The sequence below is a fragment of the Proteus sp. MB838 genome, assembly GCF_054767435.1.
Window position 1 is genome coordinate 43,881 of sequence record NZ_BAABMO010000017.1, and the last position, 16,273, is coordinate 60,153.

Consider the following 16,273-nt stretch of genomic DNA (forward strand, 5'->3'; position numbering starts at 1 on the left):
AAAACTAAATATAATTCTGCTTTAATTTTCAACCCAATAAAAAGTCGGGGAAATACCGGCTTTTTATTTATAGGTTAATACAATAAATAACTTAACTAATGGTTAATTAAAAAAACATATGATTAAAAAATATATTGTTTATATAATATCATTTGTCTTTACATTCTCATGTTATGCTTCTATTCAAATTAATAAGGATAGATTTTTTTATAAAGAACAAGATAAGGAAATTCTATTTGACATAAGAAATAAAAGCGAACAAAAAACCTATATTATTCAAAGTTGGGTATCACACTATAACAAAGAAGATAATAGTGAGGCACCATTTATCATTTCTCCTAGCTTAATAAGATTAGCACCAAATGATAATTTTACATTAAAAATTATCAAAACGGATGATATAAAAGAAATCAACCAAGAATCTGTATATAGAGTAAATATAAAAGTAGTTCCAGTTATAGATGATGAGATGGCTGATAAAAACTTGCTTCTTATCTCTTTAAACTCAATATATAATCTTTTCTATACACCTAGCAATATTATTAACAAAAGTGATAATAAAGATATTAATTTTTTTATTAATGATGAAGATTTTATTAAAATAAACAACCCCACTCCTTATTTTATTACCATAGCAGAAGCAAAGGTAGATAACATTGATATATTAAATGAACGAATAACCCTATCGCCATTTAAAAATTACAGTATAAAAAATAAAAATATAACTAAAAATATCAAAGATAGAAAAGTACATTGGAAGAGAGTCGATGAGTATGAGCAGACTATCATTGCAACCCCAAAGGAACTTATTTATGAGTAAGATAAGTTTTAGACTAAAAACATCTTTGCTATTGATATTAAATGCATACCCTTTCTTTTCTATTGCTAACAATAATATTCATTCTCTATATAAAAGTGTATTGTCAAACATTGATAATAAAACCATCGGCAAGTTATTAAATAATGAACATCCTGATGGTTATTACTCAACAAATATTTATATCAACGAAAATAAAAAAGAAACCATTATTTTATATTATGAAAATAAAGACGGTATATTAACACCAAGGATTAATATTAATGATTTAATTCGTTTAAATATTGATCCATCTTTTTATAATATTCCTGTTGATTTAAATTCGGATTTGTTATTAAGCGATTACAATATTGATTTTAAATATAATTTTTCCTCGCAATCATTATATTTAACTATTCCACAAAAAGCCTTAGATAATAAAAAAAATATGCTTGCTAGCCAAGTTTTATGGGATGATGGTGTCACTGCTTTGTTTAGCTCATATTCTTATTTTGGCAAATATAACAATCAAAATAAGATAGAACACAAAATCAGTTTTAATTCAGGTGCTAACTTAGGTGCTTGGCGAGTACGTAGTAAAAGTTATTATCATCATACGGATAAGCAACAGCAATTTAAGCTATACTCATTATATGCTTATCATCAATTAAATACGCTGTTGGCAACGCTTAATGTGGGGGAATTTCGACCAACCAGTAGAATGTTATCAACAGATAAATTAATTGGATTTCAACTTATATCTAGTGATTTGCTCTCTGGTAATGATCTCTATATGAATAGTCCTATTATAGAAGAGATTGCAGAATCTCATGCTGAAATTAAAGTGAAACAACAAGGAAGAACCATTTATGAAACTATTGTTCCTCCTGGGCCTTTTATTTTAAACGATCTACCTGTTATAGGTAGCAATGAATTGGTATTAGAAATAAAAGAAGCAGATGGACGTATAAGAAAAAGTACGCATTACTTTACTACAATGCCAAACCAATTAAAAAAAGGTCGTTATCAATATAATTTTATTTCTGGATATTCTTATGATAGATATAACCAGTTTAATAATCAAAATAATAACCCTATTTTTTTACTGGGTGAGTTCTCCTATGGTATTAATCAAAAAATAACCGCTTATGGTGCAATTAGAAAGAAGCTGAATAGCAATACTTTCTTTTCAGGATTATCATTAGATTTAGGACGCTGGGGGGGAGTAGCCAGTGATATTAGTTATTTTGAACACAATAATCTATTAAAATACCAATTGCGCTATAATAAACGATGGAGCAATATTGGTACTTCTTTAAATATATCTTCTAGCCATTATCAATCAATAAAATCTGATAGTGTTAGCATTAGAAAAAGTCAAACAGACAACATAAAAAATAGCTATACAATTTCTCTCTTTCAACCGATTAAATCTTTCGGGACATTTTCTATTGGTTATCATCAAAATTCTTATGCCAAAAGAAAAAATGACTTTACAATCAATACTTCTCTATCATCTTCTATAAAAAAAATGAATTATAGTATAAAATATCAATATAAAAATGAAAGATATTATAATGACAATCATTTTTCTTTAAATTTTAATATTCCACTAACAAATAGCTCTCAATCCTATCATTGGGTAAGCAATCAATTTGATTATCATCCAAACAATAAAGGTTATATAAATAGTACGACTATAGGTGGAAGTTTATTAGAACACTATCGCTTAGGCTATTCTATTAATTACCGACGGGATTTTAGCCACCCAAATGCTGGCTATCATACTTCAGTAAATACTCAGTATAAGGGGAGATATCAATCTTATTCTATTAATGCAAATAAATCATCTAATAATAAAACCAATTTAAGATTGGGGATTGATGGTGCGATAGTGTTACATCAAAGTGGAATAACTTTGGCACCTGATTTAGGTAATACTTTTGCTATTGTAAATACTAATGGCATTGCCGGAATTAAAACTAATCGTTCTTCACAAACCACTACAGACAATAACGGTAATTTAATATTACCGCACATCATGCCATATCGTAAAAATACTATTGGACTAAACATAAATTCGTTACCTGAATTTAGTAATACTAAAACTCAAAGTAAAATCATCGTACCCACTTTAGGTGCGGTAGCAAAAATCAATTTCCCTATAAATATCGGCTATAATGTTTTATTTACCTCAAATACACCAATTCCTTTTGCTGCCAATGTAATGGCATTTGATGATAATAATAATCTCATTTCTAGTGATTCTGTCTATGACCACAATAGAATATTCCTCTCCGGAATAAAAGAAAGCGGAACGGTACAAGTAAAATGGGGAGATACAGAGGAGCAACAATGTTTCTTCCATTATAACGTAAAAAATGAAAGTAAAAATAATTCAATTATTAAGAAACAAATTTATTGCCAATAATGAATAATTTTTATTCTTGAATATTTATGTAAGGTGTTTCTATGAAATCAATAAATATAACATTTTTAATTCCTCTATTATTACTATACTTCCCTTTTATTGCTTTATCTGATAATAGAAGAGGTAGTTTACCAGCGCCAATAAGTTGTAGCTTTGACATACCTAATAGCACTAAAGTTAGAAGTATACGTCCTGATTCTTTCCCTAGCAATTATGCAGGAACCTTAGCTAATGACAGATATTCTAAAAGAATTGCTATAGTTTTTAGTCTTTGTTCAGAAAAGAATACTAAAATAACTTTACGTATTGATAATACAAATATTGATTTTAATAATGGTTACCTTATCAACGATGTAACAGGCTCTGAAGCAAGTGATAATGTGACATTCCAATTAATTGATGATGAAAATAATCCTATTGATTTAAATCAGAAAAATACATTCACTAAAACTATTGATGAAAGTGGTACTGCTTATTTTAATTTCTTTATAAATTATGTCAAAAAAGATAATCTTCGCGCAAAGCCAGGGTATATATCTTCTCGTATTACGTTCATTGTGGAAGCAAAAGATCAGATTGTTGAAAATGATAATGAATTTGCGGGTGTAGAAAACAGAGTACTGTAGTGATAATAAGTATTATCACTATATCAACGCTATGAGAATAATTTAGTCTCTCTTTTATCGCTACTTGGGTAGTGGATATTATTTCTTAACCCACTGCCCATTAATTCCTTTAACAAACTCACCTGAATTGGCTCTTGCCACTAATTTTTCACCCGCTAAACGGGCAACAGATTCAGGAGTCACTTGATTGGTTTTAGCAATTTCAGCATATTTGGCTTTTCTGGCTTGATTGATTTCATTCACCAATATTTGAGCTTGCTTATGGTTTGGTTGTACTAACTCAACATAACCACTAAAAGTTTCCCCTACTAAGCCTTGCGCGCGCGCCTCATCAAGTGTTAAAGCAACGGCATTTGAACTAATCAATGCTGTGATTAATGCAAAACTAAAGAGATATTTTTTATAATTCATTATTCACCCCAGCGTTAGAATATAGCACTATTGTTTTTCAGCAAGTCTTCAACTTGGCGATCTATTTTGACATTAATTTCATGTTCAATCTTAACGTTCATATTAATGTTTATCGGTTTTTCCGGGGTAGCAACCTCTAATCGAATACATCCAGTGAGTGCTGATATGCCGATAGTGAAAATAACAAATAAAAATAGTCTTTTTAAAAATAATAACATCATTCTGACTCACTCCCTAAATCGGATAGGCTCTTTTCTAACCACTCTTCCAATTGCGAACCAAATCGCAAGCTGCGCCATAACTGAAAAATATTTTCTTGATGGCGATAATTAAGATTTACTTGTCGCCGTTTGTCTTCCAATGGATTTTTCCCTTGGATTTCCGCTTCAAGCACTAATTCACCTAGGTTGCTTAAATTAACCCGCGTCCAAGAGCGGCTAATCTCTAAATATCGTAACCATGCCATAGCGACACCGGCTGTCATATTGCTATCATCAATAGAGTCAACAAAATCTTTATCAAGCCTGAGGGTTAAGTACGATGAATTAGCCAGCCACCCATCTTTCACTATCCACTGATTGTTATTGATAAAGAAAGGTAATTCGCCACTTACTTTACCTGATGCGGCAAATTGGGTCACCTTCAATAAAGTGAAAAGCCGACTTAACTCTAGATTATCTAATGAGATAATCGCCGCTTCATGCTGTGGTAATGCTAATTTTACCATAGAAATAGTGCCATCAAGCATAGCAACCTTGACATTAGATAAGACTAAAGGTTTTGCTTCTGTAATAGGGTAAAATCCTTGCAGATCGGCGGTAATGTCTGTCATTTCAAATAAATTATTGACGCGCTTAATCCGTAATTGCACTGGCTGCTTTACACCTAGTTGCCATTCATCACCGTTTAAACGCCAAGGTAAAATAAAATCGAGTCCTTCTAATACGCCATCTTTTAGCCACATGCTGCCTTGCTTAACTACTAAATGTCCACCAGCAACTAAACCTTGTTGAGGGGCAATAGAAAAGTCAGCTTGTGTATAAAATTCGCCATTATCTAATGTGATGCCTAATTTTTCTGGCAATAAAGATTGAAAGGCATTGATTGGTTGTGCAGGCCAACGCATCTGCCCTCTTAGCCTTTCACCATCCCAACGTGTATTAATCGTTATCGGTCCAATATTTGGCTTGGCATTGAGCTCGCCTTTCATATTAAAACGAAAAGGAGATTGACCTTTTACACTGGCAATAAAGTCAGCTCTATCTAAGAATCCCCCCGCAGGAAAATCGATTCGTTGACTGGTTAACTTCAATTTTCCTTCAAATAATGGGTTTTTATCGTCTCTTAACCAACGAAATGGCGTTAAGAGCGTCAATCTGGGTGCTAACATACTGGTATGCTGATAAGTTAAAACATCAAATCCGGTATTTAATGTCTCAAAACTCACCATGTTATCTACCCAAGAGCCAGTTCCAGCGATATCCCAACGCGCTTTTAATGGCAATAAATTGCCCTCTCCCCAATAACGCCATTGCCAATTGCCCTGATCAGGTAAGAAATCGGTCGAACGTCCAGCAAAATGGACCCGATAATCTCCCCAAATAGTATCTTCAGCTAACACAATCGCATTTAGGTGACCATTAAATCCTTTGGAAGATAATGTTGAGCCAGCCAGTGGTAAACGAGCATCTTTTACCGTCAGCGTTTCTGTTAGTTGCCCTTTAAAGCGTAATAGTGAACCGGGCTGAAATTCGATAGTAGGATCTGTCAACATACCAGTCACTTTAACGGGAAGTTGTGCACTGGCTTGCATGAGATCTTTATTTACAATGCCTGTCAATTGAATAGGTATATCAGCATCTAACCAGTTAATCGCCGTTTCAGGTATCGTCATCACTAAATTCCCTTTTCCTGCATGCCCTTGCGTCATAACATTTAAGCGCGCAGTTAAGCGTAATCCCGTTAATCCTTGCTGCCACTGGGCAATGTTGATATTCACACCACCACGTAAGGGTTGATCAAGCCCAAACCATTCCCAACGCCCTTTTTCTATCGTGATATTTTCTGCAGTTACATTCCAAGGCAACACAGCTAACGCTTGCCCTCCACCTTGTTCAGCAATAGAAATGGTACCGCTATTCCCTTGCCATTGAGCAATAAAGACTAATGGGTAAGCATAATGGGATGTTAACAATGTTGTGCTGATAGAACCATTTTCTGGTAATGAATCAACATTAAGGGGTAACGCGATTTCAGCCGCCAGCTCTATCTGATTATCGTCAGGTAAATTAATCTTTAATTGTTTAATATCTAACCATTGATTATCACGGATCAGCGCTTGTATCTGCGTATTATCTCCCTGATAGCTGATTAATCGCCCATTTGTATCACTTTTAAGCTGAAAATGGCCGTTATAGCGCTGATTATCCATTAAAGAAACATGATTAATATCAACCGATAAGCGAGGAATAGTAGCTAATAACGCATGAATATCGAGAGGAACTGTTGCGGTCTCTTTTTTATCTGCAAAAGATAATTGTGAAAAACACCCTTCGTTAATAGTAAGTTGTTGACTATTAAATGATAGGCTATCAATTTGCTGTTTTTGATAGTTAAACGTAAATTGCTGCACATTAGCCAAGGTACAGCTATCACTTTTTAATGCGATATCATCAATAAAAACACCCCATTGTTGTAACCTAGGTTGTGTTAAAGAGAGTGAAACACCTTCAGGTAAATAGGTTTTAGCCACAACAGGTAACCAACGTGGAATGGTGAGCCACAAGGTCGTGCTAACTGCGCCGACACCCAGTAGTATCATCCCTGTCCATTTGATTGTTTTCTTTAACAACACCTCATTTTCCTTTTGATCACATTAACCACATTCCGAACATCCACTTTACCCATTAAATTGTTTATAATAATAGTATTAAATGCTTCTCTATTGGGGTTAGATAATTCTTGTTTTCTCACTCTCAAAATAAATTTTAATCGATAATAAGCGAGTACAGGATGAAAATTGTTTCCTATAGTACTAAACATTATGACCGCAAACATATGGAATGGGTCAATCAGCATAATGGATATCATTATGATATCGAATATTTTGACTTTAATTTGACTGAACAAACAGCAAAAAATGCCGTCGGCGCAGATGCAGTCTGTATCTTTGTTAATGATGATGCTAATCGTGCGGTATTACAAGAGCTTGCCAGTCTCAACATCCATATCCTTGCACTGCGTTGTGCGGGGTTTAATAATGTTGACCTTAAGGCAGCGGCCGAATTAGGGATCACCGTAGTGCGTGTGCCGGCTTATTCCCCAGAAGCGATTGCTGAGCATACTGTTGGGATGATGCTCTCGTTAAATCGTCGTATTCACAGAGCCTACCAACGTACCCGTGATGCAAACTTTTCCTTAGAAGGCTTAACTGGCTTTAATATGCATAATCGCACTGCAGGGATTATCGGTACGGGGAAAATTGGTCTAGCGACTTTACGCATACTAAAAGGCTTTGGTATGAAGCTATTGGCCTATGATCCTTATCCAAACCAAGCTGTATTAGATTTGGGTGCGGAATATGTTGACTTAGCGACTCTTTACGCAAATTCACATGTTATTTCGTTGCATTGCCCATTAACCGCAGAAAATCATCATTTATTAAATGAAAGTGCTTTTTCGCAAATGAAAGATGGCGTAATGATCATCAATACTAGCCGTGGGGCCTTAATTGATTCAGCAGCTGCTATTAATGCCTTAAAACAAGGTAAAATTGGCGCATTAGGCATGGATGTCTACGAAAATGAGCGCGATTTATTTTTTGAAGATAAATCAAATGATGTTATTCAAGATGACGTGTTCCGTCGCCTTTCCTCTTGCCATAACGTATTGTTTACCGGGCACCAAGCATTCTTAACTGAAGAAGCGTTAATTAGTATTAGTGAAACGACATTGCACAATATTAAAGAGGTTGCTGCAGGTATAACATCACCTAACGAAGTGAAAGCCTAAGTCTCTAAAAACCCCTGTTAGTCACCTTTGAGTGGCTAAAGGGGTTTTATCTTATTCGTCTTAGCTAATGAATTAACAACATATTTATCTTCTTAGGTACATTTTTATCAAGCGCAAACCAACCCTTTTATGCCTGCCTAGTATTTTCTTTCTCATCCACTTTAAATTGAGAGACTAAGTTGGCAAGCTGATGAGCTTCATCATCCATATTGGCAGTAATAGTGGCAGACTCTTCCACAAGTGCTGCATTTTGTTGAGTCACGGTATCCATCTCACTTACGGCCATAGCAATTTGATTAATCCCCATACTTTGTTCATTAGAGGCTAAGGCAATCTGTTGCATAAAATCATTAACTTGGCTAATGGTGGTCACAATTTCCGACATGGAGCGTCCTGCTTCGCTCACTTGTTGTGATCCAACCTGTACTTTATTTACCGAATGGGTAATAAGTTCATTTATCTCTTTGGCTGCCTCTGCACTACGACTGGCTAAGTTACGCACTTCGGCTGCAACAACGGTAAATCCGCGACCTTGTTCACCCGCTCTAGCCGCTTCAACCGCGGCATTCAATGAGAGAATATTGGTTTGATTGGCAATACTGTTAATGATGTCATTAATATCTGAGATCTTCTTTGCACTTTCAGAAATCGATGACATGGTTTCGATAACATTATCCATCACCTTTTCGCCGTTTTGTGCTGATGTTGTCGCTCTTAATGCCAACTGGCTAGCTTGGCGTGAGTTATCAGCATTTTTTTCAACCGTGGTTTTGATTTGCTCCATGCTTGCAACGGTTTGTTGTAGCGCACTAGCCTGCTCTTCAGTACGTGAGGAGAGGTCAGTATTACCTGTTGCTATTTCACTTGCACTGACGCTAATGGTGTTTACTGCATTTTTTACCGAAGCAATCATTTGACTTAATGAAACTTTCATTTTATTCATTTCATTAAATAGCTTACCAAATTCATTGTTACCGTGATTTTCTACTCGCATACTTAAATCGCCTTGGCTCATTTTACTAAAAATATTAATAAGCACTTTAATATTGCCGATAAAGCTATGAGAGAACCAACGTAAGATAATGATAAAGAGCATAATGACAATAATCGCTGTGACTAACGCCATTAGCATAATGCGCTGTTGTGAGGTTTTCGCAATATCAATATAATTATTCTCAATACCATTGGCGACGGCATAATATGTCATGGTGATCTCGTTGAGTTCATCCATTTTTTGACTAGCAGAGTGCGTAGTCAATTGTCCTTTACGTAATTTAGCTAAGGCATCGGTAAATATATCTAAAAGCTCATCAAAGCGTTTCGTCATATCATCAGCAACCTGACGCCCTTCCATGGTTAACTTTTCAGCATCCGCCCAACGGTGGATCTCTTCACGGGTGATTTTTATATATTCTTGAGTTTGATGAAGGTATTTAGCAGAAGGTTTTTCATTCACTCTTAACTGCCCATCCAAGCCATTAATATTCGCTCTGATCACCGCCATTTGATAACGCGCTTTTCCCATCAGCAACATTTGCTGACTTAAGTTATTTGATGAAACAAAGTTATGATAAGAGCGTGTTGAAGCATCATAACTAAAGTAAATAATGCTCATAATAAGTACAAATAAAATAGCCAGCATAACTTTAACGGTTTTTTCTATACTGATGTTTTTAAACATAATCATATTCCAGCAAAATATACAGCTTTGATTTTTCTGTATATTTGTAAGATATCAGAATGCACTCTTTAGTAAAAAAGAGTGCATTCCCTAGTGTTAACAAAATAAATTAAAGATTATTTTTTAAATTATAGAGACAGGTAAGAGACTGCTCACATTGATAATGTCGGTCATTTTTATCAAAAACTTTAGAGCATAGTGAAATCTATTTTTTATTTTTGAAATAAACATTTCATTTCACTGTCCACTAAGCAATTCGTTACATAATATTCCATTAGCATTATGATTTGATTGATAAAAAATTAAATGATTAATTATCTTTTAGAATGAACAGGATAAATTTTAAAGCATGACCAATTCATCATACAATATCAGTATTTATTTTATAAATTAAACTAATCATACTTTTTTATTTAAACAGAAAGAATTGTTGTTACTTTCTTAAAAAATAATGCTATTGCTTAATACTGTGGACATTAGGTTATTTAACTCAAATAGATTAACGATATTAAGAAAGATTACTTATTCTATTTTTAATTATTTTTTAGTTAGTTCAATTAAACTTATCTCTTTATTGAATCGCTATGTTTTGCTATTCAATAATACAGTGATAATTGAACAGAATTATTTGTTGATTGTTAATCTTTTGCACAATGCTTAGAGGTATTTTAATACCTCTTTATACCCTATGTTGATGACGCTGTGGTGATGCTTGTTTTACCCCGATTAAAAAATCAGCAAAAATAGCTTTAAAGTCACTACATGCCTCTTTCGGCAATGACGCTTCATTTTTTAGATTGATAGCAATATGAGTAATAAAACCATAAATTAAATTCACCACAATAGCTGGTGAATAAGCACAGATCTGTTTTTCAGCAAAGAGAATATCAACACAGTGTTGGATACGAGGAATAAGAATGTTGGCGTCAATCTCTTCCCACTCTTTCCAACCTAATACCGAGATAACTTCTTGTAAGGGAATTAACTCGTTTTTACACTGATAAATATGGTCAACACAAAGAGAGAAGAGAGCCGTTAGCTCTTGCCATTTATCATCATAAGTAGGCACTTCATCTAATTTTTGAACAGCATGCTTAACTTGCAGTAAATAACACTCTCTCAAAAGGGCTTTTTTATTACTGAAATGATGATAAAACGCCCCTTTAGTGACCCTTGCATAACGTGATATTTCATCAATGGAAACATCATAATAGCATTGATTTACAAAGAGATATTGCCCGGCTTCAAGTAAAGCTAAGCGTGTTTGTTCTGAATTCTCTTGTTGCCGTGATTTTAATTTCATGATAAAAAACCCATAAAACATACCATAAGTATGTAATAATATATGGGTATCAGTTTTGTGTAAACTGAACAAAATATCTTTTCAGGAAATCATCATGTCATCTCAGTTCAATGGACTTATCCCTTCCAATTCTTTATCTTCGTTTAATATAGAAGTGATTAAAGAACTTCTGCTCTGGATCGAGGTAAATCTAGAAAAGCCGTTATTACTTGATGATGTTGCGATAAAATCAGGTTATACAAAATGGCATTTGCAACGGGTATTTAAGCAAGCAACGGGCTTAACATTAGCCTCTTATATTCGTGGTAGACGACTGACCAAAGCCGCCACTGAATTGCGCTTAACTAAACTTCCGGTATTAACTATCGCACTACGCTATCAATTTGATTCGCAGCAATCTTTTACACGCCGCTTTAAAGCTGTTTTTGGCGTTACTCCTTCGGAATACCGTAAAGTTGATGTGTTGTGTAGCGACAATTTTCAGCCTCCCATCAATTTTGAAGTTACCGACCTCCCTATTCCAAATATTATCGAGCTACCTGAAAGTTTTCTTTATGTTATTCAATACCAATACTTTTGCTCTATCGAGGATATTGGCAAACTACATGAAGATATTCGTCATCAGTTTTGGAATGATTTTTTGTTGTACACAGATAAAAACTTTACGGAAAGTAGTGTGTTAATTTCTTATCAGCCAAATACATTACGTAAAGATAAGATCCAGATTGATTATGAAATTGGCCTAAACAATTTAGATCACTTTACCAGACCCCGTGGTTTTAGAAAAAAAGCGATTGCAGGCGGGCGTTATGTTCGTTTCCAATTTAAAGGCACGTTAGAAGAATATAAACAATTTGCCATCAAGATCTACTTTTATACTTTACCGGCTTTGGGGTTATGTCGTCGTTTAGGGCCAGATATTGAAAACTACATTTGTATAGAAACAGATAGCGACATTATGGAACTACCAAAAACACTGGAAATTGATTATTACGTTCCAATTCATTAATCAGTAATAAGTACTTAACGACTTGACTTTCAGTTTATTGATATGGCTAATTAACCGTCTTAATGGGTTATTTAGCCATTCTTCTCTCTCACCCTCCCTTGGTTAATAAGGTTGTTCTATGCGTATTTGTTCTTTGTTGCTATGCACCACTTTCTTAGTATCATCAATAACATCAAGCTACGCAGAAATAAGCACACATAAACTGATTCGCCAAGATAATAGCGAACTGATTTATTATCTAGATAAACAAGCTGAACATAACAAAACACTGTTAGTTTTAATGCAAGGTTCTGACTGTAATAGCATAAAAAATAATACTTTTATTCAAGAAACCTTTGGTAGATGGCTACCGAGTAGTGATGTTTTAATGGTTGAAAAGTATGGTATTACAGCACAATTGACTTATTCCGACGATAATGGTGAAAGAGAAGATTGCCCTAAAAACTATAAACTACATGATAATCCTAACCAAAGACTTGCTGATTATTTAGCAGTGCTAGATAAATTATCCCCTAATTACACCAATATTGTATTACTTGGAGGAAGTGAAGGCGCAACAATGGTTCATTTAGTTGTTGCTGAACGTCATGATATTAGCGCTGCAATCGCATTAAATGGCGGTGGTCGTTTTTTCCTTGATGATGTACTGTACAATATACGCAATACAACACCTAAAGAGCATGTGGAAGAAGCAATAAATAGCTTTCAACAACTCGCTAATGCAATAATAACGAATCAAATTGGTGATGAGCAATTTGTTAGTGAACATAGCAAATTATGGTGGCAACAATATCTTGCTATTGATCTACTTGAGGTGATTAAGCGCAACACGCAAACTCCGGTATTAATTGTTCAAACATTAGATGATATCAATGTAGATGTGGCTGCATTCCATCAATTATCTCAAGAGATAACGCAACCTAATGTGACATTTATTAAATATGATAAATTAAATCATGGTTTTTATAATCAACAAGGTGAGCGATTAACCGGAAAAGTCGTTCAAGATATACAGCAATGGTATGCGCAATATAATAAATAACATTCATCCTATCTTGACTTATTATATTAAGATAATTTTACGAGCTGATGATTAGGCCTATTTTATCATGCTTAATCTTTTATGCTGCGTTATCTTTCTGTTTCCCCTATTGGCTATTTAATATTGATTGACTGATAGTAGTGATAGAGAAAAGCAATTTATCATCACACCTTTATGCTCTTATACTTAAGTTAAATCTTGTTATCAGATCACTGATATGGAACAGGATCATTATACAATTAACCTTGTATAATAGTGATAACTTCTCTCTTCTAGATGTATAGGATCAGAATGAACAATAATCGCGCACTACTATGTCTGGAAAAAATTGGCTTTCAACTCGATAGCAAAATTATTCTAGATAATGTGACTTTCTCACTACAACCTTCTGAATTTAAATTGATTACAGGCCCTTCTGGCTGTGGAAAAAGTACGTTATTAAAAATCATTGCCTCTTTATTATCACCGACAAGTGGCACACTTTTCTTTGACGGAAAAGACTACTTAACCCTTTCTCCTGAACAATACCGACAACAAGTTTCGTATTGTACTCAAACCCCGATGTTATTTGGTGAAACGGTTTATGACAATCTTAAATTTCCTTATTTACTACGCAAAATCGCCGTTGATGAGAAGAAATTAGCGAAAGATTTAGATTACTTTAATTTGCCCAATGAGATTTTAAATAAAGGTATTAATGAACTTTCTGGTGGTGAAAAACAACGTATCTCACTTATCCGTAACCTACAGTTTTTACCTAAAGTGTTATTGCTTGATGAAATTACTAGTGCTCTTGATGAAGACAATAAAATAAAAGTCAATGAGCTTATCCATCATTACGTCAAAGAGCAAAAAATCGCTGCATTATGGGTAACTCACGATCAAAATGAAATCAAACATGCCGATGATGTGATCCACTTACCGAGTCATATGAACAATTAAGGTTAGGTTTACTTCCATTACCCCCTTAGTTTTAACTTTATTGAGCAGTGAGCAAATAAATTATTATGAACGAACATACAATCAGTAATGAATCTCTTATTTTTTCTCTGTTACTGGTCTTAGTGGCTATATTTATTAGCCGAAAAGAGAAACTTTCATTAGAGAAAGATATTATTTGGAGTACCGCCCGAGCGATAATTCAACTCTTTATTGTTGGCTACGTATTAACTTATATTTTCGACGTCGACCATATTATCCTTACATTTCTAATGGTCTTATTTATCTGTTATAACGCTGCCTATAATGCTAAAAAACGCAGTAAATACGTTAAAGATATTTTTATTATCTCGTTTGTCGCTATTACCACAGGGGCATTGCTCACCTTAAGTATTTTACTTTTTACTCATGCTATTGCCTTTACCCCTATCCAAATTATTCCTATTACCGGTATGATCGCGGGGAATGCAATGATTGCGACCGGACTTTGTTATAATCAGCTTGGGCAACGTTTTGAAAATCATCAACAACAGATCCAAGAAATGTTAAGTTTAGGGGCAACCCCTAAAATTGCTTCAATGGCTATTATTCGAGATAGTATTAAATCGTCGTTAATTCCGACCGTTGACGCAGCCAAGACCGTGGGGATTGTAAGCTTACCTGGAATGATGTCTGGATTAATTTTTGCCGGTGTTGATCCACTACAAGCGGTTAAATACCAAATTATGGTCACCTTTATGTTGATGGCAACCGCCAGTATTTCAACAATTATTGCTTGCTATTTAACCTATAAGAAATTCTTTAATCAACGCCATCAGTTAATGACGTTTAATCAATAAGATAATGACTCTCCCTCTGTGTAACACAAAGGGAGAGCGCAATATTAACCGCGTCCTTTGGGGCGATTAAGAATATGATCTTCCCAGTCCTCAACTTCCACTTCAGGAACAGCAATATATCTTACTGAAATATTACCTTGATGCATTTTTGCTTTATTACCTGCAATAAGGGGATGCCAATCCGCTAAAGGCTTCCCTTCTGCTAATAAGCGATAAGCACAAGTCATCGGTAACCATTCAAACGTCGGCAAATTATATCGCGTGAGTTTGATACAATCAGGTTCATAACGAAAACGATCTTCATAGTTACTGCATTGGCAGGTTTTAATATTTAACTGATTACAAGCGACGTTAGTAAAATAGATCTCATCAGTATCATCATCCATTAACTTGTGTAAACAGCATTGCCCACACCCGTCACATAACGATTCCCACTCATCATCACTCATTTCATCCAAAGTTTTTGTCTGCCAAAAAGCCTGTGTCATCTCTACGTTATTACCTTATTGCTCATCATATTATTAAATAACCCGTGTGGTCAGCTGATGTTCATTGACACTTAATACCAACATATCACCCGATGCTAAGGGACCGACACCTTCTGGTGTTCCCGTTAAAATGACATCACCTGGGCGAAGGGTAAAAAAGCGCGACATATAACTGATAAGGGGTAAAACAGGCGTTAGCATATCACGACTGTTCCCTTGCTGACGAATTTCACCATTAACTTTCAACATTAAGTCAACATTTTGGGGATCACCAAAAGAGTTCACCGGAATAAATCCCGATAAAGGCGCTGAACCATCAAACGCTTTACTTTTCTCCCAAGGTTGTCCCGCTTTTTTTAATTGACTTTGTAAATCACGTAAAGTGAGATCTAAACCAACACCAAAACCAGCAATAGCACGATCAACCCTATCTTCATTGGCTTGTTTCAGTGGCTGACCAATTAATACCGCTAACTCTATTTCATGATGCACCGCCCCCATCTCTTTGGGGATCGCAATAGGTTGGCGAATATCACACATCGCCGTTTCTGGTTTAATAAAGATAACCGGCTCTTCAGAGCGCACCGAGCCCATCTCTTTTATGTGGTTTGCATAATTACTGCCCACACAAATCACTTTATTGACAGGAAAATCAAGCAACGAACCTTCCCAATCTCTATGTTGATACATAATATTT

Annotated in this window: 15 protein-coding genes; 8 read left to right on the forward strand and 7 right to left on the reverse strand. The window is 34.8% G+C overall.

The features are described 5' to 3' along the window. Nucleotides 1-118: 118 nt before the first annotated feature. The 3 genes from ACYUCW_RS09425 to ACYUCW_RS09435 are packed head-to-tail and all read left to right on the forward strand — an operon-like array spanning nucleotide 119 to nucleotide 3,853. Nucleotides 119-820, forward strand: coding sequence for a fimbrial biogenesis chaperone (locus ACYUCW_RS09425; protein ID WP_004251315.1), 702 nt, complete (start codon nucleotides 119-121; stop codon nucleotides 818-820). Further along, on the forward strand, nucleotides 813-3,227 hold the full coding sequence (locus ACYUCW_RS09430; RefSeq protein ID WP_004251318.1) for a fimbria/pilus outer membrane usher protein: 2,415 nt from the start codon (nucleotides 813-815) through the stop codon (nucleotides 3,225-3,227). The genes ACYUCW_RS09425 and ACYUCW_RS09430 overlap by 8 nt, the downstream gene beginning before the upstream one ends. Nucleotides 3,228-3,268: 41 nt before the next feature. Next, nucleotides 3,269-3,853, forward strand: a complete 585-nt coding sequence (locus ACYUCW_RS09435; protein ID WP_004242805.1) for a fimbrial protein — start codon at nucleotides 3,269-3,271, stop codon at nucleotides 3,851-3,853. Between the two features lie 78 nt (nucleotides 3,854-3,931). Here ACYUCW_RS09435 and ACYUCW_RS09440 read toward each other — a convergent pair whose 3' ends face one another. From ACYUCW_RS09440 to ACYUCW_RS09450, 3 genes are read right to left on the reverse strand one after another with little or no spacing between them, the layout of a single operon-like run. Continuing rightward, nucleotides 3,932-4,264 (reverse strand): YdbL family probable chaperone protein, encoded by a 333-nt coding sequence (locus ACYUCW_RS09440; protein WP_004248000.1) that lies wholly within the window; start codon nucleotides 4,262-4,264, stop codon nucleotides 3,932-3,934. A 14-nt stretch (nucleotides 4,265-4,278) separates the two neighbouring features. Further along, nucleotides 4,279-4,485: a YnbE family lipoprotein gene (locus ACYUCW_RS09445; RefSeq protein ID WP_004242803.1), complete on the reverse strand. Its 207-nt coding sequence runs from the start codon at nucleotides 4,483-4,485 to the stop codon at nucleotides 4,279-4,281. Then, the gene (locus ACYUCW_RS09450; RefSeq protein WP_460408461.1) at nucleotides 4,482-7,118 is read right to left on the reverse strand and encodes a YdbH family protein; all 2,637 of its coding nucleotides are present in this window, start codon (nucleotides 7,116-7,118) and stop codon (nucleotides 4,482-4,484) included. Before ACYUCW_RS09450 ends, ACYUCW_RS09445 begins: the two co-directional genes overlap by 4 nt. 158 nt (nucleotides 7,119-7,276) lie before the next feature. Here ACYUCW_RS09450 and ACYUCW_RS09455 point away from each other — a divergent pair, with 158 nt between their 5' ends. Further along, nucleotides 7,277-8,275, forward strand: a complete 999-nt coding sequence (locus ACYUCW_RS09455) for a 2-hydroxyacid dehydrogenase (RefSeq protein WP_004247998.1) — start codon at nucleotides 7,277-7,279, stop codon at nucleotides 8,273-8,275. A gap of 127 nt (nucleotides 8,276-8,402) precedes the next feature. Here the strand turns inward: ACYUCW_RS09455 and ACYUCW_RS09460 are convergent, their stop codons facing one another. Then, nucleotides 8,403-9,956 carry a methyl-accepting chemotaxis protein gene (locus tag ACYUCW_RS09460; RefSeq protein ID WP_004247997.1) on the reverse strand — a complete coding sequence of 518 codons (1,554 nt, stop codon included), beginning with the start codon at nucleotides 9,954-9,956 and terminating at the stop codon, nucleotides 8,403-8,405. A gap of 679 nt (nucleotides 9,957-10,635) precedes the next feature. Continuing rightward, nucleotides 10,636-11,259 carry a TetR family transcriptional regulator gene (locus ACYUCW_RS09465; RefSeq protein WP_004247996.1) on the reverse strand — a complete coding sequence of 208 codons (624 nt, stop codon included), beginning with the start codon at nucleotides 11,257-11,259 and terminating at the stop codon, nucleotides 10,636-10,638. A 94-nt stretch (nucleotides 11,260-11,353) separates the two neighbouring features. On the opposite strand from ACYUCW_RS09465, the gene ACYUCW_RS09470 reads away from it, so the two are divergent. The 4 genes from ACYUCW_RS09470 (at nucleotide 11,354) to fetB (ending at nucleotide 15,088) form a co-directional block, all read left to right on the forward strand. Beyond that, nucleotides 11,354-12,268, forward strand: a complete 915-nt coding sequence (locus tag ACYUCW_RS09470; protein ID WP_004242792.1) for a helix-turn-helix domain-containing protein — start codon at nucleotides 11,354-11,356, stop codon at nucleotides 12,266-12,268. 118 nt (nucleotides 12,269-12,386) lie between these two features. Further along, on the forward strand, nucleotides 12,387-13,310 hold the full coding sequence (locus tag ACYUCW_RS09475) for an alpha/beta hydrolase family protein (RefSeq protein ID WP_004247995.1): 924 nt from the start codon (nucleotides 12,387-12,389) through the stop codon (nucleotides 13,308-13,310). A gap of 291 nt (nucleotides 13,311-13,601) precedes the next feature. After that, nucleotides 13,602-14,252, forward strand: coding sequence for an iron efflux ABC transporter ATP-binding subunit FetA (gene fetA, locus ACYUCW_RS09480; RefSeq protein ID WP_004242790.1), 651 nt, complete (start codon nucleotides 13,602-13,604; stop codon nucleotides 14,250-14,252). Nucleotides 14,253-14,317: 65 nt separating this feature from the next. Then, complete coding sequence (gene fetB / locus ACYUCW_RS09485) at nucleotides 14,318-15,088, forward strand: iron efflux ABC transporter permease subunit FetB (RefSeq protein WP_004242789.1); 771 nt, start codon at nucleotides 14,318-14,320, stop codon at nucleotides 15,086-15,088. A gap of 44 nt (nucleotides 15,089-15,132) precedes the next feature. Here the strand turns inward: fetB and ACYUCW_RS09490 are convergent, their stop codons facing one another. Beyond that, complete coding sequence (locus ACYUCW_RS09490; RefSeq protein WP_004242788.1) at nucleotides 15,133-15,576, reverse strand: YcgN family cysteine cluster protein; 444 nt, start codon at nucleotides 15,574-15,576, stop codon at nucleotides 15,133-15,135. Nucleotides 15,577-15,609: 33 nt separating this feature from the next. Continuing rightward, nucleotides 15,610-16,266, reverse strand: a complete 657-nt coding sequence (locus tag ACYUCW_RS09495) for a fumarylacetoacetate hydrolase family protein (RefSeq protein WP_004242786.1) — start codon at nucleotides 16,264-16,266, stop codon at nucleotides 15,610-15,612. Nucleotides 16,267-16,273: the final 7 nt, after the last annotated feature.

What these genes read in the sequence shown, in the direction of transcription:
- ACYUCW_RS09425 (WP_004251315.1), top strand. Translation starts at nt 119, where the DNA reads ATGATTAAAAAATATATTGTTTATATAATATCATTTGTCTTTACATTC.
- ACYUCW_RS09430 (WP_004251318.1), top strand. Translation starts at nt 813, where the DNA reads ATGAGTAAGATAAGTTTTAGACTAAAAACATCTTTGCTATTGATATTA.
- ACYUCW_RS09435 (WP_004242805.1), top strand. Translation starts at nt 3,269, where the DNA reads ATGAAATCAATAAATATAACATTTTTAATTCCTCTATTATTACTATAC.
- ACYUCW_RS09440 (WP_004248000.1), bottom strand. Translation starts at nt 4,264, where the DNA reads ATGAATTATAAAAAATATCTCTTTAGTTTTGCATTAATCACAGCATTG.
- ACYUCW_RS09445 (WP_004242803.1), bottom strand. Translation starts at nt 4,485, where the DNA reads ATGATGTTATTATTTTTAAAAAGACTATTTTTATTTGTTATTTTCACT.
- ACYUCW_RS09455 (WP_004247998.1), top strand. Translation starts at nt 7,277, where the DNA reads ATGAAAATTGTTTCCTATAGTACTAAACATTATGACCGCAAACATATG.
- ACYUCW_RS09460 (WP_004247997.1), bottom strand. Translation starts at nt 9,956, where the DNA reads ATGTTTAAAAACATCAGTATAGAAAAAACCGTTAAAGTTATGCTGGCT.
- ACYUCW_RS09465 (WP_004247996.1), bottom strand. Translation starts at nt 11,259, where the DNA reads ATGAAATTAAAATCACGGCAACAAGAGAATTCAGAACAAACACGCTTA.
- ACYUCW_RS09470 (WP_004242792.1), top strand. Translation starts at nt 11,354, where the DNA reads ATGTCATCTCAGTTCAATGGACTTATCCCTTCCAATTCTTTATCTTCG.
- ACYUCW_RS09475 (WP_004247995.1), top strand. Translation starts at nt 12,387, where the DNA reads ATGCGTATTTGTTCTTTGTTGCTATGCACCACTTTCTTAGTATCATCA.
- fetA (WP_004242790.1), top strand. Translation starts at nt 13,602, where the DNA reads ATGAACAATAATCGCGCACTACTATGTCTGGAAAAAATTGGCTTTCAA.
- fetB (WP_004242789.1), top strand. Translation starts at nt 14,318, where the DNA reads ATGAACGAACATACAATCAGTAATGAATCTCTTATTTTTTCTCTGTTA.
- ACYUCW_RS09490 (WP_004242788.1), bottom strand. Translation starts at nt 15,576, where the DNA reads ATGACACAGGCTTTTTGGCAGACAAAAACTTTGGATGAAATGAGTGAT.
- ACYUCW_RS09495 (WP_004242786.1), bottom strand. Translation starts at nt 16,266, where the DNA reads ATGTATCAACATAGAGATTGGGAAGGTTCGTTGCTTGATTTTCCTGTC.